Below are 21,562 nucleotides of genomic sequence, written 5' to 3' on the forward strand. Positions count from 1 at the left end.
TGCCCAGGCCGGACATGGGATCGACTATGACGAATGCTGCGTTGCAACAACATGGAACCTCTTTAATTGGCCACGCCGCGCAGGGGAACGGGCGCACTCTTGAAGGCGTGGCCGAGGACGGCACATGACGCCACGCACGCCTGCGTCATCCGGGTCTTGAAGTCCCCAGAATACGCCCGTCCGTGCCGGAATGCCCCCGCAAATGAAAAGACCCGCCCGGCCGAATGGCGGGGCGGGTCCTTGAAAGGGTTGGACACGATCGGCAGCGGCGCCGCGCGCCGCTGGCTTCACGCCTGCGGCTGGGGCTCGATGGTGCCGGTGCCGCCCGGACGGGGCCGGTTCTTGCCGGCGGTCGGCACAGCCGAGCCGCGCGGATTGGCGGGCTCGATGACCGTGTCGCGCACCGGGGGCTTGCCGTCCAGCAGGTCCACGATCTCGTCGCCGGAGAGGGTCTCGTATTCCAGCAAACCGCGCGCCAGGGCTTCCAGCTCCTCGCGCCGCTCGGTGAGGATACGGGTCGCTTCCGCATAGCCCTCGTCCACAAGGCGGCGAACCTCCTTGTCGATGAGCTGGGCGGTGGCCTCGGAGATGTTCTGGTGGCGCTGCATGGACATGCCCAGGAACACTTCGTCCTGGTTATCGCCATACGCCACCTGGCCGAGCTCGGAGGAGAAGCCCCAGCGCGTCACCATCATCTTCGCGAGGCGGGTGGCCTGCTCGATGTCGGAGGCGGCGCCGGAAGTCACCTTCTCGTGGCCGAACACCAGTTCCTCGGCGACACGGCCGCCCATCATGATGGCGAGGCGCGAGGTCATCTGCTCGTAGGACATGGACAGCTTGTCCCGCTCGGGGAGCTGCATGACCATGCCCAGCGCGCGGCCGCGCGGGATGATGGTGGCCTTGTGCACCGGGTCGGTGGCCGGGACATTGAGGGCGACGATGGCGTGCCCGCCTTCGTGATAGGCGGTCAGCGCCTTCTCGTCCTCGGTCATGACGAGCGAACGGCGTTCCGCGCCCATCATCACCTTGTCCTTGGCGTCCTCGAAGTCGCTCATGGTCACCATGCGCTTGTTGCGCCGGGCGGCCATGAGGGCGGCTTCGTTGCACAGGTTCGCCAGATCCGCGCCCGAGAAGCCGGGGGTGCCGCGGGCGATCACCTTCAGGTTCACGTCCGGCGCCACGGGGATCTTGCGGGCATGCACCTTCAGGATCTGCTCGCGGCCCACCACGTCCGGATTGGGGACGATCACCTGCCGGTCGAAGCGGCCGGGGCGCAGCAGCGCGGGGTCCAGAACGTCCGGACGGTTGGTGGCGGCGATGAGGATGATGCCCTCATTGGCCTCGAAGCCATCCATCTCCACGAGGAGCTGGTTGAGGGTCTGCTCGCGCTCGTCATTGCCGCCGCCGAGACCGGCGCCGCGATGGCGACCGACCGCGTCGATTTCGTCGATGAAGATGATGCACGGGGCATTCTTCTTCGCCTGCTCGAACATGTCGCGCACGCGGCTGGCGCCGACGCCCACGAACATTTCCACGAAGTCCGAGCCCGAAATGGTGAAGAAGGGCACGTTGGCTTCGCCGGCGATGGCGCGGGCCAGCAGCGTCTTACCCGTGCCGGGCGGGCCCACCAGCAGCACGCCGCGCGGGATGCGCCCGCCGAGCCGCTGGAACTTCTGCGGGTCGCGCAGGAAGTCCACGATCTCGGTGAGATCGCTCTTGGCCTCGTCGATGCCGGCCACGTCCTCGAAGGTCACACGGCCGTGCGCTTCGGTGAGCAGCTTGGCGCGGCTCTTGCCGAAGCCCATGGCCTTGCCGCCCGCGCCCTGCATCTGGCGGGACAGGAAGATCCACACGCCGATCAGCGCGATGAAGGGCAGCCAGGAGACCAGCAGGCTCACGAACCACGGCACGTTGTCCGAAGGCGCGCGGGCGGTGATGGACACGCCCTTTCCATAGAGCCGCTGCACCAGCGAGGGGTCGTTGGGCGCATAGGTCTGGAACTGGCGGCCGTCGGTGAAGGCGCCCGAAATATTCGGTCCCTCGATCACCACGTCGCGCACGCGGCCCTGGTCCACGTCGGACAGGAGCTGGGAGAAGGAGATTTCGTTCGCGCTCGTGCGCTGCCCGGGGCTCTGGAAGAGCGAGAACAGCGCGAGCAGCAGCAGAACGATGATCACCCAAAGGGCGAAGTTACGTAAATTGGCGTTCATTGATCCCTCACGGGGACCACATCGGACACGCCCACGCGCGGTCTCACCGGCCAATTGGCCGCGCCTCGCACGCGATCGCTCCCGTTGCGTCCGGTGCCTAATCTAGGTGGCCCTCCCTCCCTTGCCAAGGATGCGGGGCTCTATCGGGTTGAATTTGCCGCGATCAGGGCCGCCTTTTTCCCCCGGGGCGGTGCGCTGGTAATGCTCAGCACCCCCTTGTCCATCCGCGCGAGCGCCCCCGCCAGCGTGCCCGACCGGCCCTCCCCCACCCGGACGGCAGCGGCCATAAGCCCATGCAGGCGCTCGGCTTTGGCAAGTTCCACCTCCTTTTCCAGGGCGAAAGCGGACAGCGCGTCCACCAGCACCCGGAGGGAGATTTCGTCCGGCTCGGCGAACAGGCTGTGGGCGTCGAGCCGCAGGCGGAACACGGTCCGTTCCAGCAGGCAGCGGGCCGCCGCCTCCACCGCCGCCGCGCTCAATGCCGCCTCGGCGCGGGCGAGACGACGTCCCAGAAGCGCGAGGCGGGCGGGCGTGAGCCCCTCGGCGGCCAGCAGCGGCGCCGCCGCCCGAAGGCGCGGGCGGGCGTGGCGCGGGTCGAGATTGGAAGGGTCCCGGGCATAGGCGATGCCGCGCGCATCCAGATGCCCCACCAGCCGCGCCTTGGGCACCTCCAGCAGCGGGCGCAGCAGCGTCACGCCCGCCCGCACGGAGCTTGGGCGCATGCCCGCCAGCCCCGCCGGTCCCGAGCCGCAGGCGAGGCGGAACAGGATGGTCTCGGCCTGATCGTCCAGCGTATGGGCCACCGCAAGCGCGCCCGCACCCACGGCGCGGGCATGGGCCAGCAGCAGGTCATAGCGTGCTATCCGGGCGGCTTCCTGGATACCGCTCTTCGGCTTGTCCCCCACCCAGTCCAGGATGGCATGGGGCACGCCGAGGCGCGCGCATACCGCTCCGGCCGCCTCCGCCTCCACCCGCGCGGCAGGGCGCAGGCCGTGATCCACCGTGGCGGCGCTTAAGAGCGGCCCCTCCCCTCGCGCCATCAGCCAGTCCTGGGCCAGCAGCAGCAGAGCGGTGGAATCGGGACCGCCCGAAAGGGCGATCAGCACATGGTCGTGGGTCTCGAAGGGCGCGAAAAGGCCCTGCAGCTCCGCCGCCGCGAAATCCGGATGCGGGTCAGCAGCCGGCACGCTTCTGCTCGCGCTCCACCGCCTGGCGGACGCTGGAGCTGGCGCGCGGATATTTGCGGTCCACCTCGGCGAAGGTGGCGCAAGCCGCCTCCCGCTCGCTCAGCCCCGCCAGGGACTGGCCGAGGCGCAGCAGCGCTTCCGGCGCGCGGGGCGCGTTGGGGAATTTGGTGGACACCTGGAGATAATATTCGGCGGCATCCTTGTAGTTCTGCCGCAGGAACAGGCTCTCGCCGAGGAAATAGGTGGCCTCCGGTACCAGCCGGTCGGAGGGATAGGTCTGGAGGAACTGCCGGAAGGTCTGGTCCGCCGCCACATAATCCGTCCGCTGGATTTGACCGGTACCGAGGTCGAACATGTCCTTCGGTCCGTTGGAGGGCGGCAGCGCCGCCACCTGCGTGCCGGGCCGGGCGACGCCAGCGGGCGAGATGTCGGCCGGGGCGCCGAGACCCGCGGACGAGGAGCCGGGCGAGCCCAGAGGCTGGGGCGCGCCGGGCGCTTCGGGGATCATGGCGGGGTCGAATGCATCGGACCGCTTGCCCGCGCCGGTGGGCGCGGTGCCGGGCGGCGGCGCCAAGGGCGCGCTCTGGGGCACGGAAACGGGCGCGCGATTGGCGGTGGGGGGCGGCAGAGCGGGTGCGGGCGTGCCGCCCACCGGGCGACCGCTGGCCGCCTCCATCTGCTGCAGCCGGTACTGAAGCTGCTCCACCTGCCCCGTGAGCTGGCGCACGGTGTTCTCCAGCCGCTCCATGCGCAGCACCATCTCGGCCTGGGCGGTGGCGGTGGGGTCCACCTGCTGCTGCTGGGGCACGGAGCCCGGCGGCTTGAAGATGTCGGTGAAGATGTTGCCGCTGGACTGGGCCTGGGCAGCCGGAACGCAGACGGCGCCGAGGAGGACGGCGAGGATGCAGGCGCGCAGGCGCGGACGGAGACGAAAGCTCGGCATGATCCCCATTCGGTCGGGACGTAGGGCACGGCGCGCGGGCACGGCGCGACCAGAAATTAGAGCGGGGATCACGTCCAAAGTGTGACCCCTCCGGCCCTTGCCCGCGGGGAGATTCACGCGAAAAAGCCGGCGCCGCGGGGGCACCGGCTCTTCGTGTCTCTCAGCGGACGAGATCAGGCGCCGCCGGTATTCAGGACGGTGACCGCGCGGCGGTTCTGCGACCAGCAGGAGATGTCGTTGCACACCGCCACCGGGCGCTCCTTGCCGTAGGAGATGGTGCGCATGCGGGCCGGATCGATGCCACGCGAGACCAGATAGTCCCGCACGTTCTGGGCCCGCTTGGCACCCAGCGCGATATTGTATTCGCGCGTGCCGCGCTCATCCGCATGACCTTCGATGGTGAAGGTGTAGCGGTTATATTGCTGCAGCCACTGGGCCTGACGGTCGAGGGTGGCCTGGGCCTGGGGCGACACGTCGGTCTGGTCGGTCTCGAAGAACACGCGGTCGCCCACCGCCACCACGAATTCCTGGGGCGAACCGGGCGGGCCGGCGGCACCGCTCTGGGCATTGGGATCCGGCGTGTTGGCGCAAGCCGCCAAGGCGAGCATGACGCCGAACAGGGCCGCGAACCGGAAGCCGCGGACAAAACCAAAATCACGCATCCGGTAAATCCCTTCTCAACGCGAACCGGCGGTCTCCATGTAGCAGGGACTTGGTTAAATGAAGGTTCCGCAGCGCACGGCACGCGCCTGATCGGACCGCCTTCAAGCGGAAGTCCTGCTTATGGTTTCCAAATTGTATACGGCGCGAGCGCCGACTTGCCCGTAACTGGACCTGCCCTTACTGGACATGCCCCGTGGCAGGATCATGGCACGGGAAGGGCGAGCCGAAGCCCGCCCACACCGTGACCTTCCTGCCACAGCCGGTCTCAGGAGCGCAGCGGCGACCAGGCCGGATCGGACGCATAGCCGGGCGTCGGCTCCCGCAATTCGTTGTAGCCGGTGATGTCCACGGTGAAGAGGCTCGGTCCGCCCGCGCCAGGAGGATCGCGGAAGAACATGATCACGCGGCCGTTCGGCGCGAAGGTCGGGCCTTCATTGTGATAGCCCTCGGTCAGCACGCGCTCGCCCGAGCCGTCTGGCTTCATCACGCCGATGGCGAACTTGCCTTCCGACTGGCGCGTGAAGGCGATGAGATCGCCGCGCGGCGACCAGACCGGCGTGTTGTAGCGGGCATTGCCGAACGAGATGCGCTTGGCGCCGGAGCCGTCCGCATTCATCACATAGATCTGCGAGGAGCCGCCGCGATCGCTCTCGAAGCAGATCTGGCGCCCGTCCGGCGAATAGCAGGGCGAAGTGTCGATGGCGGACGTGTCGGTGAGGCGCGTGGTGGCCTTGGAGCGCAGGTCCATCACGAAGATGTTGGAATTGCCGCCCTGCTGGAGGCTCAAGATCACCTTCTGCCCGTCTGGCGAGAAGCGCGGCGCGAAGCTCATGCCCGGGAAATTGCCCACCACCTCCCGCTGGCCGGTCTCGATGTTCAGCAGCAGGACGCGGGGCTCGCCCCGCCCATAGGACATATAGGTGATTTCCTGGCTGGTGGGCGAGAAGCGCGGGGTCAGCACCAGTTCGTCACCGCGCGTGAGATAGCTCACATTCTCGCCGTCCTGGTCCATGATGGCGAGGCGCTTCACACGGCGGTTGGCGGCGCCGGTCTCGTCCACGAACACGATGCGGGTGTCGAAATAGCCCTTCTCGCCGGTCAGGCGCTCATAGATGGCGTCGGCGATGATGTGGGCCACGCGCCGCCAGTTGGCGGGCTGCGTGAAATATTGCTGGCCGAGCAGCTGCTGGCCCGCGAACACGTCCCACAGGCGGAATTCCACCTTCAGCCGCCCGTCGCCCTGGGGCAGCACGCGACCCGTCACGAGGCCCTGCGCATTCACCGTGCGCCAGTCCGGGAAGCGGGGGGCGAGGTCCGGGTTCTGGATGCTTTCCGGGAACGACTTGGCGTCGATGGGCGCAAACAGGCCCGAGCGCTTGAGGTCGTTGCTGATGACGCCCGCAATGGCACGCCCCTGTTCCACCGCGCCCACGAAGTCGGTGATGGCGATGGGGATGGGCTGGGGCGCGCCGGACTGGATGTCGATGCGCAGCGCGGCGCGTGCCGGACCCGCCACGAGGCCGGTGGACGCAAGGCCGGCCGCGCCGGCCAGGATGAGGCCCCGGCGGCTGATATAGGGCTTGGCGAGATCGGAGGCGTTGGTCACGGTGTCCTCTTCTTGTCTCTGCGGCCAGGGCCTGTGACGGCCCGTGCCAAACGCTGCGGCGAGGCACCTCGCGCGCGATATGTTCGTCAGGCTCCCCCGAACATGTTGGGGAAGAAGCGGGGTTCGAGTTCCTTCCAGAGGTCGTACTTCTCCGGCTTGAACATCGTGTAGGGCTGGCACTGGATCAGCGCCCGGATGGCGCTGGCGGCAAAGGCGTCGAACAGCGCGCGCTGGTCGGGGTTCATCATGCCGTCGGTGATGACGGGCGGCTGGGCGAGCGTGCCGTCCCGGTTCAGCTTCAGCAGAATGTAGGCGAAGATCTTGTCGTCATTGATGTGCGGCATCTTCCAGCATTGCTTCACCTTCTCGCGGAAGGCGTCCTGCTCGGAGAGGCTCAGCGTCTGCGACTGTCCCTTGGGCGCGCCCTGGGAGGAGATCTGCGAAACCTGCGGCGCGGTCGCGGCCTGGCGCTGGGGCGCGCGCTTGTCCAGCAGGGCGGCGATCTTGTCCGCGTCGAACTTCTGGTCCGTGGGCGGCTGCGGCGTGGCGGTCTGCACCGGGGGCGCCGGCTTCTTGGGCGGAAGCGGCGTCGGCTGTGCCTGCTGCTGGGGCTTGGGCTCGTCCTTCTTGGGCTCGGACTTCAGCGCCTCGTCGGCCTTGGGCGGCGGCGGCTCGGCCTTTGCGGGCGCTGGCGCGGGCTTCTGCTCCTCGGCCTTGGGCTGGGGCGTGGGCGGCGGCGGCGGGCTGGGGGCGGTGGGCGCCACCTCCTGCTTCTCGGTCACCTTCAGGTTCGGATCGGGCGTGGGCTTGTCGGCATCCACCTTCTCGGCCACCACCTTGGGGGGCTCTTCCTTCTTGCCCTTCTCATTGCCCTTGGTGACCTTGGAGACATCGGTGGCCGAGACCACCTCCACGGGGATCGCTTCCGGAGGCATGTCGAATTGCCTCGGCACCGCGAAGGACACCAAGGCGAGCACCAGGATGCTCCCGTGCAGCACAGACGATGCGACAAGACCGACGCGCATCCCTTTCCTTCTCAGCCCCCCTGCTCGGCTTCAGTGACAAGGGCGACGCGCTTGAAGCCGGAGCCCGAGAGCCGTCCCATCACCCGCATGACCGTTCCGTAGTCAACCTTCTTGTCGCCGCGCACGAAGATGCGCTCGTCCATGTTGCCCTTGGTGACCGTCTGCAATTTCGTGACCAGATCCGCATAGGCCACTTCCGCGTCGCCGATATAGATCTGGCCCTTGTCGTTCACCGAGACGGTGATCGGATCCTTGTTCTGGTCCATGGACTTGGCGGACGTCTGCGGCAGATCGATGGGCACGCCCACGGTCAGCAGCGGCGCCGACACCATGAAGATGATGAGCAGCACCAGCATGACATCCACCATGGGCGTCACGTTGATTTCTGAGATGACGGCCCCGCCGCCCCGCCGCCGGGAGCGCCGCGAGCGCCAGCCGCCGCCGTTTCCGCCGGACATGCCCATCGCGCTCAGCTCCTCTCGTCGATCTGGCGCGACAGGATCGCGGAGAATTCGTCGGCGAAGCCTTCCAGGCGCTGGGCCTGCCGGCTCACCTGGGTGCTGAACTTGTTATAGAAAATCGTCGCGGGGATGGCCGCGATAAGGCCGATCGCGGTCGCGAGCAGCGCTTCCGCGATGCCGGGCGCCACCACGGCGAGGCTGGTATTCTTCGAGGCCGCGATGGACTGGAACGAGGTCATGATGCCGATCACCGTGCCCAGCAGGCCGATGAAGGGGCCAGCGGAGCCCACGGTGGCCAGCACCAGAAGCTTCGATTCCAGCCGCTCCACCTCCCGCGAGATGGTCACGTCCATCACCTTGTCGATGCGCTGGTTGAGGCCGGCGAGGGAGCGGGTGCCGCTCTCATAGGTGCGCTTCCACTCCCGCATGGCGGCCACGAAAATGGCGCCCATGGCCTGATTGGGGCGGCCGGACAGGGAGCGGTACAGATCCTCCAGGCTCTGGCCGGACCAGAACACCTGCTCGAATCGGTCCATCTCCTTGCGGGTGCGGCCCAGCAGCAGCGTCTTGTCGATGACGATGGCCCAGACCCAGATGGAGGCCACCAGCAGGCCCACCATGATCAGCTTCACGATGAAGGAGGCCTGGAGGAACAGGCCCATGAGCGTGACATCTGCGGCCGGGACATTGTCGGCGGCAAACCCCACCTGGCCGGACGGCGCGACGGCGGCAGGCGGCGGGGAAGCGGGAGCCGCCGTCACCGGGGCGGTCGGCGCCGCAGGGCCGGACTGGGCGAAGGCAGGCGCGCCGAGGGACACGGACACGAGCAGCGCCAGGGCCACCAGAAACGTTTTCGCCAGCGTCATCAGGCCCGTCCTGTGGGAAATCATGAGTCGGTCCCAGTTAGCCGCGTCCGAAATGGCCGCGCAGAGTGACGCCGGTTCCACGGCGCACGCAGGCCCGCAACCTGCCGAGGCCCAAACGCACCGGTCTTGAACCGGCTGAGTCTGTCCAAACTTTGGCGGCAGGCCGCGGCGGTGCACCGTCCGCCGTGTCCCAACAACAACACCAACAGGGTTAATGCACCGTTATCGCTGCGGTGCAACAGTGCCGTTCGCCGCGTGAGCGTCGGCCAAAGTCGCCTGGCGCAGGGCATCGGGGATGCGGCGCGCGCGCCCTTGGGAAACAAAGGCCACGCGGACGGTGGCGGAGACCAGAACCTCCCCTGCCCGGCGCACGCTCTGGGCCAGGATGATGGAGGCGCCCTGGACCTCCTTGGAGAGCGTCACCACCTCCAGCACGTCGTCGATGCGGGCGGGTTTCAGGAAATCCAGCTGCATGCCGCGCACGACGAAGTGAAAGCCCGGCGCCTCCTCGGCGGCCTGGGCGAACAGCTCGCCCTGCACCACGCCCAAGAGGCGCATATAGTCCGAGCGGCCCCGCTCCATGAATTTCAGGTAGTTGGCGTGATAGACGATGCCGGAGAAGTCCGTGTCCTCGTAATAGACGCGCAAGGCGAGGCTGTGGCCGCCGGAAATGAGGCGTCCCGCCAGATGCGGATGCTGCTCGCGCTCGCCGGGCGCGAGGGCCCGCTCGCCGGAAATATCGTGGTTCATGCCGGTCCCACTTGCTGAAGGGGAAAAGCCCTACTCCCCCTCGTCGAAGAGAGGCAAGGCGTTTGGAGGGCGCTGCGGCTCCGCGAGCCCCAGGTGGCGGAACGCCCCGGCGGTGAGCATGCGCCCGCGCGGCGTCCGCTGTATGAAGCCCTGCTGCACCAGGAAGGGCTCGATGATCTCCTCCAGGGCGTCGCGCGGCTCAGAAAGCGCCGCCGCCATGGTGTCGATGCCCACCGGCCCGCCGCCGTAATGCATGGCGATCATGGAGAGATAGCGGCGGTCCATGGCATCGAGGCCCGCATGGTCCACCTCCAGGGCGGACAGGGCCCGGTCGGCGATGGCCCGGTCGATGCGCTCGGCATCCGCCACCAAGGCGAAGTCGCGCACCCGGCGCAGCAGGCGCCCGGCGATGCGGGGCGTCCCGCGCGCCCGTTTCGCGATCTCCGTGGCGCCGTCGGGCGCGATGCCGATGCCCAGCACCCGCGCGCCGCGGGTCACGATCAGCTCCAGTTCCGCCACCGTATAGAAGGCGAGGCGCACGGGAATGCCGAACCGGTCGCGCAGCGGCGTGGTGAGCAGGCCCGAGCGCGTGGTGGCGCCCACCAGGGTGAATTTGGGCAGGGAGATCTTCACCGAGCGCGCCGCCGGCCCCTCGCCGATGACCAGATCCAGTTCGTAATCCTCCATGGCGGGATAGAGGATTTCCTCCACCGCCGGGGACAGACGATGGATTTCGTCGATGAACAGAACGTCCCGCTCCTCCAGATTGGTGAGGATGGCGGCAAGGTCGCCCGCCTTGGCGATCACCGGGCCGGACGTGGAGCGGAAGCCCACGCCCATCTCCCGGGCCATGATCTGGGCGAGCGTGGTCTTGCCGAGGCCCGGCGGGCCGACGAACAGCACATGGTCCAGCGCCTCCTGCCGGACGCGGGCCGCCTTGATGAAGATTTCCAGATTGGCCCGCGCCTGCGCCTGCCCGACGAAATCGGCGAGCCGCTGGGGACGCAGGCTCGTATCCTCGTCCTCGGTGCGCTTGTCGGGGGTGATGAGGCGGGTGTTCATGGGGCCTTTGTGCGATCGACGCTGGGAAGAGTCCAGACCGGGAATGGACAGGGTGCGTCAAGGCGCGGCTGTATGCAGGCGCGGGTCCAGCGCAAAGCGCTCCTGTTCCACGTCGCCATAGGCACCAGCCGCAAGCGAGGCGACGAACAGCAGGTTCCAGCTATGGCTGGAGACAACACTGGGAAACACCACGAATTTGTGCCGGGCCAGCAGATCGTCGCCGAACTGCCGTTGGCCGGGGCTGGGGATGCCGGGATGCAGCCAATTGGGATTGGGCACGTCGCTGGGCTGCACCACATGGACAGCGGCAGGCTCAAGCACCGTGAAGCGGGTGAGCGTATGGGCAACCGTGTCGAGGATGCGAAAGGTTTTATGGACCGCCACTTCGAGAATCGCCGTGGCAGGATCGAGCGCGCAATAGACTGCGCGCACACCAGGGCTGTTCCAGCGCCCCCCGGACAGGAAAGCGCCCTCTCCGCTGTCCCAGGTTGCTCCATGGCGCGCGAGATCGAGCCGCCAGCCGGTGAGTTCGCCACCGCCCAATATCGCGGGAAGTGGGGTCACACATAGACGCCGTATTCGATCTGGGTGAGATACGTCTCCACCAGCTCAAGGCCGGCGGACGTCTCCATCAGATCAATGGGCGCGTTCTGGTTGAGACCCAAGGCGGGCCGCATGAGCCAGGCTTCCGCGTCGGCGCGCGAGCCGAACGCCAGGATGGCCTTGGTCAGAATCTCAGCGAATTTGTAGGTGCGGCTGCTTTGCTCAAGGCTGAGGCGCCCGCCCTCCTCATTTCTCTGGCGCTGATAGGTGCGCACGCTGATGCCAATGCCCTGCTCCAGGACGACGCTGTCCTTCAGGACTTCCAGCGTGCCCACGAGGTGCTGCAATGCCTCGCCCGGAAACCCTTCGCGGATCATCCGATGCGCATCGAGCGCTGAACGGAGAGGTCCGTTCAGGAGGTTGGGCCCGCCCAGCAACTCTGAGATTTGGTGGAAAGGATCGCCCGTGTTTCTCTCGTCCCGCTGCGCCCACTCCTGCTGTCGCATCAAGGCTTGGAGCTGTTGACGCACAGTGGCGCCTTCCTGCTGCGACTGACCCAGCCATGGGTCATCCATTCGAGACATGCGCACCTCCGACACTTGTCGTAAAAAATACGCCATACGTCGCAGATCTGCAATATGCAGACCTCGCCTACCGCGCCAGCTCCCTAAGCCCCAACCGGATCAACGTCTCCGCGCTCGCGTCCTCCCCGGCCCCGCGCAGTGCGGCGGCGATGGCGGCGGTGGCCTGGGGCACGCCATAGCCGAGATTGGTCAGGGCCGAGACGGCGTCCGACGCCGCCCCGCCGGACGCCGCCGGGGTTGTGCCGGACAATTGCGCCACCAGGGGATCGCCCAGGCCGAGGCTCGGCGTCTTGTCCTTCAGCTCGGTGACGATGCGCGTTGCGACGCGCGGTCCCACGCCCGGCGCGCGGGCCACCATGGCCTTGTCGCCCAGCGCGATGGCCTGGGCGAGTTCGGCCGGGCTGAGGGTGGAGAGGATGGCGAGGGCGGTCTTGGCGCCGATGCCCTGCACCGCCTGCAGCAGGCGGAACCATTCGCGCTCCGCCTCGGACTGGAAGCCGAACAGGCGGATCTGGTCCTCGCGCACGAAGGTCTCGATGAACAGCACCGCCGCCTCCCCCACGGGGGCGAGCGCCTGGAGCGTGCGGCCGGAGCAATGGACGAGATAGCCGACGCCGTGAACGTCGAGAATCAGGTGATCCTCGCCATAGCTGTCCACGGTGCCTTTGAGTTTTCCGATCATCACACGAGCGCCCAGGCGAAAACGAGAGTGGAAAGGGCGCCGAGGCCCGTGCGGACCATATGGAGCTGCGCCCAATTGTCGATGAGGCGGGCACTGTCCTCTCCCGCCTCGGCATCGGACATGGCCATCAGCCGCGCATTGGTGGGCATGATGGCGATGAGCGTATAGGGCCAGTTGCCCCCCAGGAGCACGCCGCCCGCCAGGAAGCGCCACTGGCCGGTGGCGAAGAAGGCGCCAATGCCCAGCACGAGGCCAAGCACCGCCAGCGAGGCCTGCATGGCGAAGCCCCGCCGGTAGGACGGCTTCCATTCCCGCAATTGCGCGGCCGGATCGAGCATGGCGCGGGCGGGATGTTCCACAAGGTTGATATAGAGCGCCGCGCCGGTGAACAGCGCCGCCACGACCAGTCCGAGAAGCCCGAAGCCCATCCTCGCCCCCACTCGCCTGCCATCCGGCGGCCGCGTCCCCCGACGCCACCCGTGTCACCGTACATCATCGGTTGCCGCGTGGGACCGGCCCCACTCACCGTGCGGCCGCGAGCCGCGCACCGGGCGCGGTGCGGTGATGGGCATGGGTGACCGCCACCGCCAGTGCGTCGGCCGCATCCTCGGTCTTCGGGTCGGCCGCCGGCAGCAGGATGCCGATCATCATGCGGATCTGCTGCTTCTCCGCGCGCCCGGCCCCCACCACAGTCTTCTTCACCAGCAAGGGGGCATATTCGGCCACCGGCAGGCCCGCCTGGGCGGGGGCCAGCATCACCACGCCGCGCGCCTGCCCCAGCTTCAGGGTGGAGGCGGGGTTCATGTTCACGAACGTCTCCTCCACCGCCGCCTCATGGGGCGCGAAACGGCGGATCACCTCCACAAGGCCTTCATGCAGGCGGGCGAGGCGCTCGGCCATGGGCAAGGTCTCGGGCGGCACAATGGTGCCGCACGCCACATGGACGAGCCGGGAGCCCTCGGCTTCCAGCACGCCCCAGCCGGTGCGGCGCAGGCCGGGGTCGAGGCCGATAATACGAATCGCGCGTGTCATGGGCGCAGGGTGCGCCGCGCGGACGCGGCCACCAAGCCCCGCATGTGCATCAGGTGCCGGAGGCCCGGGCCGGAGCGGCTTGCGGCGCGGCGGCCTGAGGGGCGGCGGGTTTGGGCGCGGCAGCCTGGGGCGCCGCCGGGGCGGGCGGAGAAGCCGCGGCCTGGGGCGCCATCGCGGGAGGCGCAGCGGCCGGAGCCGGAGCCGGGGTGGCCGCTGCCTGCGGCGCAAGGCCTTGAGGGGCAAGACCCTGGGGAGCCAGGCCCTGGGGAGCCAGGCCCTGGGATGCCAGGCCGTGGGGCGCGATCGCCTGGGCGGTGGGCACGCCGTTCCATTCCGGCTTCGCGCGCACCGTATTGGCCTGCGCATCCGACATGCCCGGCACGAAGGCGGCTGCCAGGGCACGGGCCTTGTTGAGGGACGGCTCGTCGGCGCGCCGCGCAACCTCGTCGCGCTTGCGGGCCGAGGCGGTGTCGCCCTGGCCGGCGGCCACGGCGAACCACTTGAAGGCCTCAGCCAGATTGGTTTCGCCCGCGAGCCCACGGGCATAGATGACGCCCAGATTGTGCTGGCTGTCGGCGAGGCCCATTTCCGCCGCCTTGCGGAACCACTTCAACGCGCCCGCCCAGTCTGCCTGCCCTTGGGCGCCTTCGGTGGCGAGGACGCCCAGATTGTGCATGGCGCGCAGGTTGCCGCGCTCCGCCGCCCAGACGTAGAGGCGGCGCGCCTCCACGGCATTGCGATCAGTATATTCATAGATGGTGCCCAGCCGGTAGGCGGCCGGCACCGAGCCGCGCGACACCGCCAGGGCGAACCACTTCATGGCCGCCGCCTGGTTGGTCTCCACGCCGCGCCCATCGGCAAAGCGCATGCCCACCTCGTAAGCCGCCTGCGGATCACCCGCCAGCGCCGCCGTGCGCAGGGCGTCGGACACGGGCGGCATGGGCAGGCTGGCCGCATCCGCCGCCTTCACGGGCATGCCTGCCATGGGGAGTGCCGCCACCGCCACGCCGCCGGGCGTGGTGCGGGCATAGGAAGCGGCGGGGCGCGCGATCTGCAGCACGGTGACGCCCGCAAGGCCCACCGCCGCCATCAGAACCGCGGCGCGGCTGGCCAACACAAGCACACGCCGGCTCTTATTCACGTTCGCCGCCGGGGCGGGGCGCAGCTCGGTGCGTTCCACCGCCGCCAGCCAGTCGCCCCGTGCCTTACGGGCCGCGACGGAATGGTCGTCGCCCAGGGCGCCGTCGAAGATGGGGCGGTCGAGATCGAGCGGGAAAGAGCCGAAGTCCGGCGACGGCCCGAGCGGCGCGGTCCCGAGCGACGTCGTCGCGCGCGGCGCGCTGTCCTGCGGCGGGCGCACCATTTCGAGATCCGCGAGCCCTTGCAGCTCCATCTCCGCCGCGCGCACGAATTCCACTTCACGGGTGAGGAAATCCTCGGTGCGGGCCTCGAACTCCCGCTGGCGCGCCTCCAGCGCGGCAAGGCCCCGCTTCAGGCCGATGACCGCCGGGGCGTCGTCCCGCGCGGAAAGGCGCAGCGCCACCGCCTGCAGCGCCTCGGCCGACACATCGGCGGAGGCCATCTGGAGGTCTTCCATCTGGTCGGAGATGCGGTGGAGGGTCATCTCGATGCCGTCCAGCCGCTCCAGGCGCTGCTGGGAGGCCAGCACGCGCTCGGTAAGCGTCACCAGATGCCGCTCGATCACGTCCACCAGCGGCGACAGGGCCGTGGCGTCGATGCCGGGGCGGTCCATGCGGTCGAGAAGAAGGTCCACCTGCTCCGCGAGGGCGGCGGAAAACTCCTCCGGCAGCGTGCCGATGCGGTCGGACAGGCCATGGAGGCGCCCCCGCAGGCCGTCCAGTTCCCGCGCCACCCGCTCCTGCCCGTGCAGGGTCGCCTGGGTCGCGTCCCGCACCGCGCCGGCATATTGAGTGAAGGGAACGATCACCGCGTCCGCGCGAGCATCGGACGCCTCATGGAGGCGCAGGGCCCGCTCCACGGCGCCGCGCAGCTCGGCGGTCTGGATCTCCAGGCGCCGCAGCGCCACGGGATCAAGCGCCTTGGCGTTCAAAAGGTCGATCTTGCGGCCCAGCGCTTCCAGCGCGCCTTCAAGCTGGCCGGCCTGGCTCTGCCCGCCGAGGCGCGTGAGAACGAGGCGGATCGTCGATAGCTCGTCGGTGAGCGCCATGGGCGTTGTCACCGGAGCGGCGGGCACCTGCGGGGCAGGCGCCGACACTGTGGAGGTGGGCTGGGGCTCGCCGGCCGGCAGGGTCGCCCGCATCCGGGCCACCCGCTCGCGCAGTATATCCAGAGCGCCCGGTGCGAAGGCGGGCGGGATGGGCGGCTCGGCGGGAGCCGCCGGATATACCACGTCGGGCATGGGGGTTGCGCGCCGCTGCGCCCGGAAGGTCGCACCAGCGGCCCAGGCGGGTTCCACCTCGTCTCGCACCGGGTTGTACATGGGCTCCATGCCCGCCTCCCCTGACCGCAAGCTGCGACGCAAAGCGCCGCTGCGAATCGATCAGAGAAGATTCGGAGGTTTTGGTAAACCGGTCGTTAATTCCATCCGGCAGTTCCAAAGACCCGGCCGAAAACCCAGCAATTCCGGGCGATGTAACTGTTACTTTCCCTTAGGGAGCCCGCGACCTTCTCCCCCTTTTCCCCAACCCGTCTTATTTCGATCTGAGCGGTCGGTTCCCGCAGAACGCCGCAGGTTTCCATGACGGCGGCGATCGACCCGCCCGGACGAGGAGTAATGCGGATGGACGTGTCGATTTCCGGAGCGCGGGAGCCCATGGTTCACCACAGCTCACCCCTGAGCGCCGTGGTGTTTGCGGACGAGGTCCACACGATCGGCGACCTGTCACGCGATTTCGGCGTCACGCTGCGCGCCCTGCGCTTCTACGAGGACAAGGGCCTTCTCTCGCCGCGCCGCGAGGGCCTGTCGCGCCTCTATTCAACCAAGGACCGCGAGCGCCTGTCCGTGATCCTGAAGGGCAAGCGCCTCGGCTTCACCCTGGCGGAGATTCGCGGCCTCATCGCCGCCCATGAAGGCACCACCGGCGCGGGCGGCCTTGCCCTCACCCGCGAGCGCTGCCTCACCCAGCTTACCCAGCTTGAGCGCCAGCGTGGCGAGATCGAAGCGGCCATCGCGGAACTGCGCGACACCGCCGACCGGCTCGCCGCCGCCTGAGCGCGACCACCAGACGCGCATTGGCCTCGCACTCCCGAGGCATCCTGGCCCGCCGGTTCCCCCGGCGGGCTTTTTCTTGTCCGCGATAGGCGCCTACCGCACCTCGAAGGGCAGATTGCCGGTGGCGGCCGCGCCCCGGCCATCCTTCACCGTCACGAACAGCCGGTACTGGCCCGGCTCAAGGTCCGCGATGGTGGCTTCCGTGGGGCCCGGCGCGCGCACGGCAAAGGTGGGCGGCACGGGTTCCGCATCGCCGCCCACGCCGCGCACTTTCTGCTCGGCCATGATCTGCCATTCCACCTTCAGCGGATCGCCGTCCGGGTCGCTCGCCGACAGCACCGCCTTGGCGGTTCCCCCGCGCGGCAGGCTCGGCACGCCGTCCAGGCGCAAGGAGAGGATGCGCGGCGCGTGATTGTCGCCGCCCGGCGGCTTGCCGCCCCAGGTCTGCGCCATCACCTCCACCGGCTCGGTCCATTCGCCCGTGGGCAGGAACAGGCTGTGCCAGGTGGGCGTCACCTCCTGCTTCTGGCCCCAATAGAAGGGCATGGCGGCAACCTTGGCCTGGGCGAGCACGCCGAGATAGCGGCGCATCTTGTCCGCCTTCTCCGTGGAGGTCAGCTCCACCGGCGCGCCCCACGCGGTCATGCCCGCCTGCCATTGGCCGAGCGCGCCCAGCTCCGTCACCAGGATCGGCCCGGTCCAGCCCTGGCTGCGGGCGCGGGCCTGGATGCTCAGCACGCTGTCGCCATAGACATTGAGCCCCAGCAGGTCCACCGAGGGCGCCTGCTGCTTGAGGCGCGTCACCTTGTCGGTGCCCGTATCGGCCAGCACCGCCATGACGGGATGGGCGCCGTCCAGGGTATGCACCAGCTTCGCCGCTTCCTCGATGGCCGGCCAGACGGGGGCGGCCTGTTCGGGTGTCAGCTCGGTCTCCACCTCATTGCCCACCCCCCATGCCAGCAGCGCGGGATGGGTGCGATAGCGCTCCACCATCTTGCGCAACTCGCCGAGCTGCGCCTCCACCGCCTGCCGGTTTCCATAATCGAAGCCGCGTCGGGGATGCTCCATCCAGAAGCCGACGATCACCTTCAGCCCGGCCCGCTGGGCGGCATCCAGGATCTCGCCCGGCTCCTCGCCATAGGTGCGCAGCACGCCCGCGCCGGTGCCCCTCAAATCCCCCAGCCGGTCGAGGCCGGAGGCGCCATTGGCCACGAAGGGCACGCCGTCCACCATCAGCTCGGTGCCCCGCACCGTCACCGACGAGGCGGCGGCCGGCAGGCTGGCGCCCGCCGCGGACAGGAGGAGACCCAGGGTCACAACCACCCTCGGCCAGGAACGGCACCACACGGTCACTCTCATGGGATGATCCCTGAAACGCAAAGCCCCCGCCCCGGGGCGCCTTTTCGGACACGGCACGCCCAAAAGCGAGGGGGGAGACAAACGCAAGAACGTGAACATATTGTGCCCGCTCGTCCGGCGCACGTCGCCGGACGAACAATAGCTCCCCGAGGGGGTCCAGCCTGCCCCGACCGGCGCCCGCCGCCGTACGGGCCATGGATGCCCTCGAAGAGAGCAGCATGGGAGGACACGTCATGAATCTCGCCCGCAAGCTTCGCCAACGTGCCGCCGAGGGGCGGCCGGTGCGCGTCGGCCTCATCGGCGCCGGCAAGTTCGGCTCCATGTTCCTCGCCCAGTTGCGCACCACGCCCGGCATGCACCTGCTGGGCATCGCCGACCTCTCTCCCGAACGCGCCCGTGCCGCCCTCGCCCAGACCGGCTGGGACGCGGACGCGGTGATCGCCCCCGATTTCGACGCGGCCCGCCGCACCGGCGGCACGGTGCTGACCGAAGATGCCGCTGCCCTCATCGCCGCCGATGGGCTCGACGTGGTGGTGGAGGCCACCGGCAGCCCCGGCGCGGGCATCGCCCATGCGCTGGCCGCCATCGCCCATGGTCGCCACATCGTGATGGTGACGGTGGAGGCGGACGTGCTGGCCGGCCCCTTGCTGGCGCGCAAGGCGAACGCGGCAGGCGTGGTCTACGGCGCCGCCTATGGCGACCAGCCCGCGCTGGTCTGCGACATGGTGGACTGGGCCGAGACCTGCGGCTTCCGCGTGGTGGCCGCCGGAAAGGGCACCCGCCACCTGCCCGCCTATCACCAGTCCACCCCCGAGACGGTGTGGGACAATCTCGCCATCCCCCGCGAGATGGCAGCGGCGGGCGGCATGAACCCGCAAATGTTCAACTCCTTCGTGGACGGCACCAAATCCGCCATCGAGATGGCCGCCATTTCCAACATGACCGGCCTGAAAGCACCCCGCGACGGCCTGCTGTTCCCGCCCTGCGGCGTGGACGACTTGCCCCGCATCCTGCGTCCCCGCGCGGACGGCGGCATCTTGGAGGAGGAGGGCATGGTGGAAGTGGTCTCCTCGCAGGAGACAGACGGGCGCCCCGTGTTCCGCGACCTGCGCTGGGGCGTCTATGTGGTGCTGGCGGCGGACCCGTCCCAGCGCGGCGACTATTCCCGCCGCTGCTTCAAGGAGTACGGCATGGTGACGGACCCGTCGGGCCGCTACACGGCGCTCTACCGGCCTTATCACCTCATCGGCATGGAGCTGGGCATCTCGGTGGCGGCGGCGGCGCTGCGGCACGAAGCGTCGGGCAGCGCCATCGGCTTCTTCAGCGACGTGGCCGCCACCGCCAAGCGCGACCTCGCGGCCGGCGAAATGCTGGATGGGGAAGGCGGTTACACCGTCTATGGACGCCTGATGCGGGCGGAAGATTCGCTGGCGAAGGGCGTCCTGCCCATCGGCCTTGCCCATCATGTGCGGCTGAAAGCCCCGGTCCGCCGGGGCGAGCCGGTGCGCTGGGCGGAGGTGGAGATCGCCGAAAGCGACACGGTGCGCGTGCGCCGGGAGATGGAGGCCGCCTTCACACCCGAGCAGCGCAAAACCGCCTGACACCAACAAAAAGGGGCCTCCACCCGGTGCGCAGGCCCCTCCCGTCAACCCACCGGACCGGCGCCGGAGCGGGGTTCCGCTCAGGCCGCGCGCGGTCCTGTGACATGAGGGGACTGGAACCGCGGCCCGTTCCGCGCTTTACAGTCCCGGTCGCACGTCTCGCAAAAGGCTGTCTGGCGCATGTTCGTTCTCGCCCATCTGTCCGACCCGCATCTCGGGCCCATTCCGGAGGCCCGCATTTCGGAACTCCTGGGCAAGCGCTTCTTCGGCATGATGAACTGGATCGGCGCGCGGCGGCGCAATTTCGGCGCCGCGACCCTCGCCCCCCTGCAGGCAGACCTGCTCGCCCAGCGGGTGGACCATGTGGCGGTGACCGGCGACCTCGTGAATGTGAGCCTCCCGGCCGAATTCGACACCGGCGCCACCTTCCTTTCCTCGCTGGGCGCACCGGACCGGGTGACCGTGGTGCCGGGCAATCACGACGCCTATGTGCATTCGGCGCTGGCCTATCACCTGGAGCATTGGGCTCCGTTCCTGTCCGGGGACAACACCCATCCCGGCACGCCGATCGACCGGGATTCGTTTCCCTTCGTGCGCCGGCGCGGGCCGGTGGCCATCGTCGGGGTCTCCACCGCCATTCCCACCGCCATCTTCCTCGCCAGCGGCGAGGCGGGCCGCGCCCAGCTGAAGCGCCTGGAGGGCCTCCTGGTGGAGCTGAAGCAGGAGGGCCTGTTCCGGGTGGTGATGATCCATCACCCGCCCGTGGGCGAGCGGCCGTTTCATCGCGACCTCAGGGATGCGAAAGCCTTCCAGCGCGTCATCGAGCGGGCGGGCGCCGAACTGGTGCTGCACGGCCACGACCACCGCGCCTCCCTGGGCTGGCTCCCCTCCCCCGATGGGCAGGTGCCGGTGGTGGGCGTGCCCTCCGCCTCCGCCGGGCCGGACGATGCGCGCGGCGCGGGCCGGTACAATCTCTACCGCATCTCCGGCACGCCCGGCGCCTGGCGCTGCGAGATGGAAAACCGGGGCTACGCGCCCGGCGAGAGCCGCGTGGCGGAGCGCGGGCTTAAAGTCCTCATCGGCGCCTGACGAGACCAGATCACCTCTCAAGTCCAAGATTCATATCTAAACTATCTGCAATGTACCTGAATTTCTGTTCAGATTTTCAAAGATGAACGGGAGATCAATTACAGAAGTTTAAGTTGAGCCTGATCCTTCCTGGCCCCATCCTCCGAACATCAACGGAGGATGATACATGAAGAAAGCCCTCATCGCCGCTACGACCGCCGCTCTACTGTCCGGCTCCGTGTTCGCCTACGCCGCCAATCCCGCCCCAGCGGGCGGCCCGCCGGCTGGTGGGCCTGAGAAGCAGGAGCGCTGGAAACCCTCTGCGGAAGACCGCGCCGCCCTCACCGACGCGCGCATCGCCGCCCTGAAGACCGGCCTCACCCTGAGCCCGGACCAGGAGAAGCTGTGGCCCGCCGTGGAGACCGCTCTGCGCGATGTCTCCAAGGACGCCTCCGCCCGGCGCCAGAAGATGGCCGAGCAGCGCCGCGCCGGACCGCCCCAGCAGCCCGACGCCATCGCCCGCCTGCGCGTCCAGGCGGACATGATGACCCAGCGCGCCGCCGATCTCACCAAGATCGCCGATGCCGCCCAGCCGCTCTACCAGACCCTCAATGACAGCCAGAAGCACCGCCTGCAGATCCTTCTGCGGGAAGAGTTCCGGCCCATGGGCGGTCCGCAGGGCGGCCCGCACGGCAAGGGCGGACCGGGTCCGCACCGAGGCTGATAC

At 68.8% G+C, this 21,562-nt stretch carries 21 protein-coding genes; 4 read left to right on the plus strand and 17 right to left on the minus strand.

Annotated elements, in window-relative coordinates; all coding sequences use genetic code 11:
• Window positions 1-287 precede the first annotated feature (287 nt).
• The 16 genes from ftsH to EJJ38_RS20835 form a co-directional block, all read right to left on the minus strand.
• Window positions 288-2,210, minus strand: coding sequence for an ATP-dependent zinc metalloprotease FtsH (gene ftsH, locus EJJ38_RS19225; RefSeq protein WP_127092046.1), 1,923 nt, complete (start codon window positions 2,208-2,210; stop codon window positions 288-290).
• Between the two features lie 140 nt (window positions 2,211-2,350).
• Window positions 2,351-3,397: a tRNA lysidine(34) synthetase TilS gene (gene tilS, locus EJJ38_RS19230; protein WP_127092047.1), complete on the minus strand. Its 1,047-nt coding sequence runs from the start codon at window positions 3,395-3,397 to the stop codon at window positions 2,351-2,353.
• A complete protein-coding gene (gene ybgF / locus EJJ38_RS19235; protein ID WP_127092048.1) occupies window positions 3,384-4,340 on the minus strand; it encodes a tol-pal system protein YbgF in 957 nt (318 codons plus the stop codon). Before ybgF ends, tilS begins: the two co-directional genes overlap by 14 nt.
• 173 nt (window positions 4,341-4,513) lie before the next feature.
• Window positions 4,514-5,002, minus strand: a complete 489-nt coding sequence (gene pal, locus EJJ38_RS19240) for a peptidoglycan-associated lipoprotein Pal (protein ID WP_127092049.1) — start codon at window positions 5,000-5,002, stop codon at window positions 4,514-4,516.
• 266 nt (window positions 5,003-5,268) lie between these two features.
• Window positions 5,269-6,609: a Tol-Pal system beta propeller repeat protein TolB gene (gene tolB / locus EJJ38_RS19245; RefSeq protein WP_127092050.1), complete on the minus strand. Its 1,341-nt coding sequence runs from the start codon at window positions 6,607-6,609 to the stop codon at window positions 5,269-5,271.
• Window positions 6,610-6,695: 86 nt separating this feature from the next.
• The gene (locus tag EJJ38_RS19250) at window positions 6,696-7,634 is read right to left on the minus strand and encodes a cell envelope biogenesis protein TolA (RefSeq protein WP_127092051.1); all 939 of its coding nucleotides are present in this window, start codon (window positions 7,632-7,634) and stop codon (window positions 6,696-6,698) included.
• 11 nt (window positions 7,635-7,645) lie between these two features.
• Window positions 7,646-8,098: a protein TolR gene (gene tolR, locus EJJ38_RS19255; RefSeq protein ID WP_127092052.1), complete on the minus strand. Its 453-nt coding sequence runs from the start codon at window positions 8,096-8,098 to the stop codon at window positions 7,646-7,648.
• A 5-nt stretch (window positions 8,099-8,103) separates the two neighbouring features.
• Window positions 8,104-8,757, minus strand: coding sequence for a protein TolQ (tolQ, locus tag EJJ38_RS19260; RefSeq protein ID WP_127092233.1), 654 nt, complete (start codon window positions 8,755-8,757; stop codon window positions 8,104-8,106).
• A gap of 426 nt (window positions 8,758-9,183) precedes the next feature.
• Window positions 9,184-9,711, minus strand: coding sequence for a tol-pal system-associated acyl-CoA thioesterase (ybgC, locus tag EJJ38_RS19265; RefSeq protein ID WP_127092053.1), 528 nt, complete (start codon window positions 9,709-9,711; stop codon window positions 9,184-9,186).
• Between the two features lie 30 nt (window positions 9,712-9,741).
• On the minus strand, window positions 9,742-10,773 hold the full coding sequence (gene ruvB / locus EJJ38_RS19270; RefSeq protein ID WP_127092054.1) for a Holliday junction branch migration DNA helicase RuvB: 1,032 nt from the start codon (window positions 10,771-10,773) through the stop codon (window positions 9,742-9,744).
• 57 nt (window positions 10,774-10,830) lie between these two features.
• Window positions 10,831-11,337 carry an RES family NAD+ phosphorylase gene (locus EJJ38_RS19275; protein ID WP_127092055.1) on the minus strand — a complete coding sequence of 169 codons (507 nt, stop codon included), beginning with the start codon at window positions 11,335-11,337 and terminating at the stop codon, window positions 10,831-10,833.
• Window positions 11,334-11,900, minus strand: a complete 567-nt coding sequence (parS, locus tag EJJ38_RS19280; protein WP_420836894.1) for a type II RES/Xre toxin-antitoxin system antitoxin — start codon at window positions 11,898-11,900, stop codon at window positions 11,334-11,336. Before parS ends, EJJ38_RS19275 begins: the two co-directional genes overlap by 4 nt.
• Before the next feature lie 67 nt (window positions 11,901-11,967).
• A complete protein-coding gene (gene ruvA / locus EJJ38_RS19285; RefSeq protein ID WP_127092056.1) occupies window positions 11,968-12,582 on the minus strand; it encodes a Holliday junction branch migration protein RuvA in 615 nt (204 codons plus the stop codon).
• Window positions 12,582-13,010 (minus strand): anthrone oxygenase family protein, encoded by a 429-nt coding sequence (locus EJJ38_RS19290; RefSeq protein ID WP_127092057.1) that lies wholly within the window; start codon window positions 13,008-13,010, stop codon window positions 12,582-12,584. Before EJJ38_RS19290 ends, ruvA begins: the two co-directional genes overlap by 1 nt.
• Before the next feature lie 94 nt (window positions 13,011-13,104).
• Complete coding sequence (ruvC, locus tag EJJ38_RS19295) at window positions 13,105-13,614, minus strand: crossover junction endodeoxyribonuclease RuvC (protein ID WP_127092058.1); 510 nt, start codon at window positions 13,612-13,614, stop codon at window positions 13,105-13,107.
• Window positions 13,615-13,663: 49 nt separating this feature from the next.
• The gene (locus EJJ38_RS20835; protein ID WP_164738584.1) at window positions 13,664-16,084 is read right to left on the minus strand and encodes a sel1 repeat family protein; all 2,421 of its coding nucleotides are present in this window, start codon (window positions 16,082-16,084) and stop codon (window positions 13,664-13,666) included.
• Between the two features lie 291 nt (window positions 16,085-16,375).
• Between EJJ38_RS20835 and EJJ38_RS19315 the strand changes: the two genes are divergently transcribed.
• Window positions 16,376-16,807: a MerR family transcriptional regulator gene (locus tag EJJ38_RS19315; protein WP_245454336.1), complete on the plus strand. Its 432-nt coding sequence runs from the start codon at window positions 16,376-16,378 to the stop codon at window positions 16,805-16,807.
• A gap of 93 nt (window positions 16,808-16,900) precedes the next feature.
• On the opposite strand, the gene EJJ38_RS19320 is transcribed toward EJJ38_RS19315, so the two are convergent.
• Entirely contained in the window at window positions 16,901-18,166 is a 1,266-nt protein-coding gene (locus tag EJJ38_RS19320; protein ID WP_127092059.1) for a glycoside hydrolase 5 family protein, read from the minus strand.
• Between the two features lie 233 nt (window positions 18,167-18,399).
• On the opposite strand from EJJ38_RS19320, the gene EJJ38_RS19325 reads away from it, so the two are divergent.
• From EJJ38_RS19325 to EJJ38_RS19335, 3 genes are all read left to right on the plus strand, one after another.
• Window positions 18,400-19,767, plus strand: coding sequence for an NAD(P)H-dependent oxidoreductase (locus EJJ38_RS19325; RefSeq protein WP_127092236.1), 1,368 nt, complete (start codon window positions 18,400-18,402; stop codon window positions 19,765-19,767).
• A 180-nt stretch (window positions 19,768-19,947) separates the two neighbouring features.
• Window positions 19,948-20,856 carry a metallophosphoesterase family protein gene (locus EJJ38_RS19330; RefSeq protein WP_127092060.1) on the plus strand — a complete coding sequence of 303 codons (909 nt, stop codon included), beginning with the start codon at window positions 19,948-19,950 and terminating at the stop codon, window positions 20,854-20,856.
• Between the two features lie 166 nt (window positions 20,857-21,022).
• A complete protein-coding gene (locus EJJ38_RS19335) occupies window positions 21,023-21,559 on the plus strand; it encodes a Spy/CpxP family protein refolding chaperone (protein ID WP_127092061.1) in 537 nt (178 codons plus the stop codon).
• Window positions 21,560-21,562: the final 3 nt, after the last annotated feature.

The sequence above is a fragment of the Aquabacter cavernae genome, assembly GCF_003993795.1.
Classification (GTDB): Bacteria; Pseudomonadota; Alphaproteobacteria; order Rhizobiales; family Xanthobacteraceae; genus Aquabacter; species Aquabacter cavernae.

Bases quoted from the DNA above. Each gene is read 5' to 3' on its own strand.
- tolQ (WP_127092233.1), bottom strand. From the start codon at position 8,757: ATGGGCCTGTTCCTCCAGGCCTCCTTCATCGTGAAGCTGATCATGGTG.
- ybgF (WP_127092048.1), bottom strand. From the start codon at position 4,340: ATGCCGAGCTTTCGTCTCCGTCCGCGCCTGCGCGCCTGCATCCTCGCC.
- pal (WP_127092049.1), bottom strand. From the start codon at position 5,002: ATGCGTGATTTTGGTTTTGTCCGCGGCTTCCGGTTCGCGGCCCTGTTC.
- EJJ38_RS20835 (WP_164738584.1), bottom strand. From the start codon at position 16,084: ATGGAGCCCATGTACAACCCGGTGCGAGACGAGGTGGAACCCGCCTGG.
- parS (WP_420836894.1), bottom strand. From the start codon at position 11,900: ATGTCTCGAATGGATGACCCATGGCTGGGTCAGTCGCAGCAGGAAGGC.
- ruvB (WP_127092054.1), bottom strand. From the start codon at position 10,773: ATGAACACCCGCCTCATCACCCCCGACAAGCGCACCGAGGACGAGGAT.
- ruvA (WP_127092056.1), bottom strand. From the start codon at position 12,582: ATGATCGGAAAACTCAAAGGCACCGTGGACAGCTATGGCGAGGATCAC.
- tolR (WP_127092052.1), bottom strand. From the start codon at position 8,098: ATGGGCATGTCCGGCGGAAACGGCGGCGGCTGGCGCTCGCGGCGCTCC.
- ybgC (WP_127092053.1), bottom strand. From the start codon at position 9,711: ATGAACCACGATATTTCCGGCGAGCGGGCCCTCGCGCCCGGCGAGCGC.
- EJJ38_RS19290 (WP_127092057.1), bottom strand. From the start codon at position 13,010: ATGGGCTTCGGGCTTCTCGGACTGGTCGTGGCGGCGCTGTTCACCGGC.
- ftsH (WP_127092046.1), bottom strand. From the start codon at position 2,210: ATGAACGCCAATTTACGTAACTTCGCCCTTTGGGTGATCATCGTTCTG.
- EJJ38_RS19315 (WP_245454336.1), top strand. From the start codon at position 16,376: ATGGACGTGTCGATTTCCGGAGCGCGGGAGCCCATGGTTCACCACAGC.
- EJJ38_RS19250 (WP_127092051.1), bottom strand. From the start codon at position 7,634: ATGCGCGTCGGTCTTGTCGCATCGTCTGTGCTGCACGGGAGCATCCTG.
- ruvC (WP_127092058.1), bottom strand. From the start codon at position 13,614: ATGACACGCGCGATTCGTATTATCGGCCTCGACCCCGGCCTGCGCCGC.
- EJJ38_RS19330 (WP_127092060.1), top strand. From the start codon at position 19,948: ATGTTCGTTCTCGCCCATCTGTCCGACCCGCATCTCGGGCCCATTCCG.
- EJJ38_RS19325 (WP_127092236.1), top strand. From the start codon at position 18,400: ATGAATCTCGCCCGCAAGCTTCGCCAACGTGCCGCCGAGGGGCGGCCG.
- EJJ38_RS19335 (WP_127092061.1), top strand. From the start codon at position 21,023: ATGAAGAAAGCCCTCATCGCCGCTACGACCGCCGCTCTACTGTCCGGC.
- EJJ38_RS19320 (WP_127092059.1), bottom strand. From the start codon at position 18,166: ATGAGAGTGACCGTGTGGTGCCGTTCCTGGCCGAGGGTGGTTGTGACC.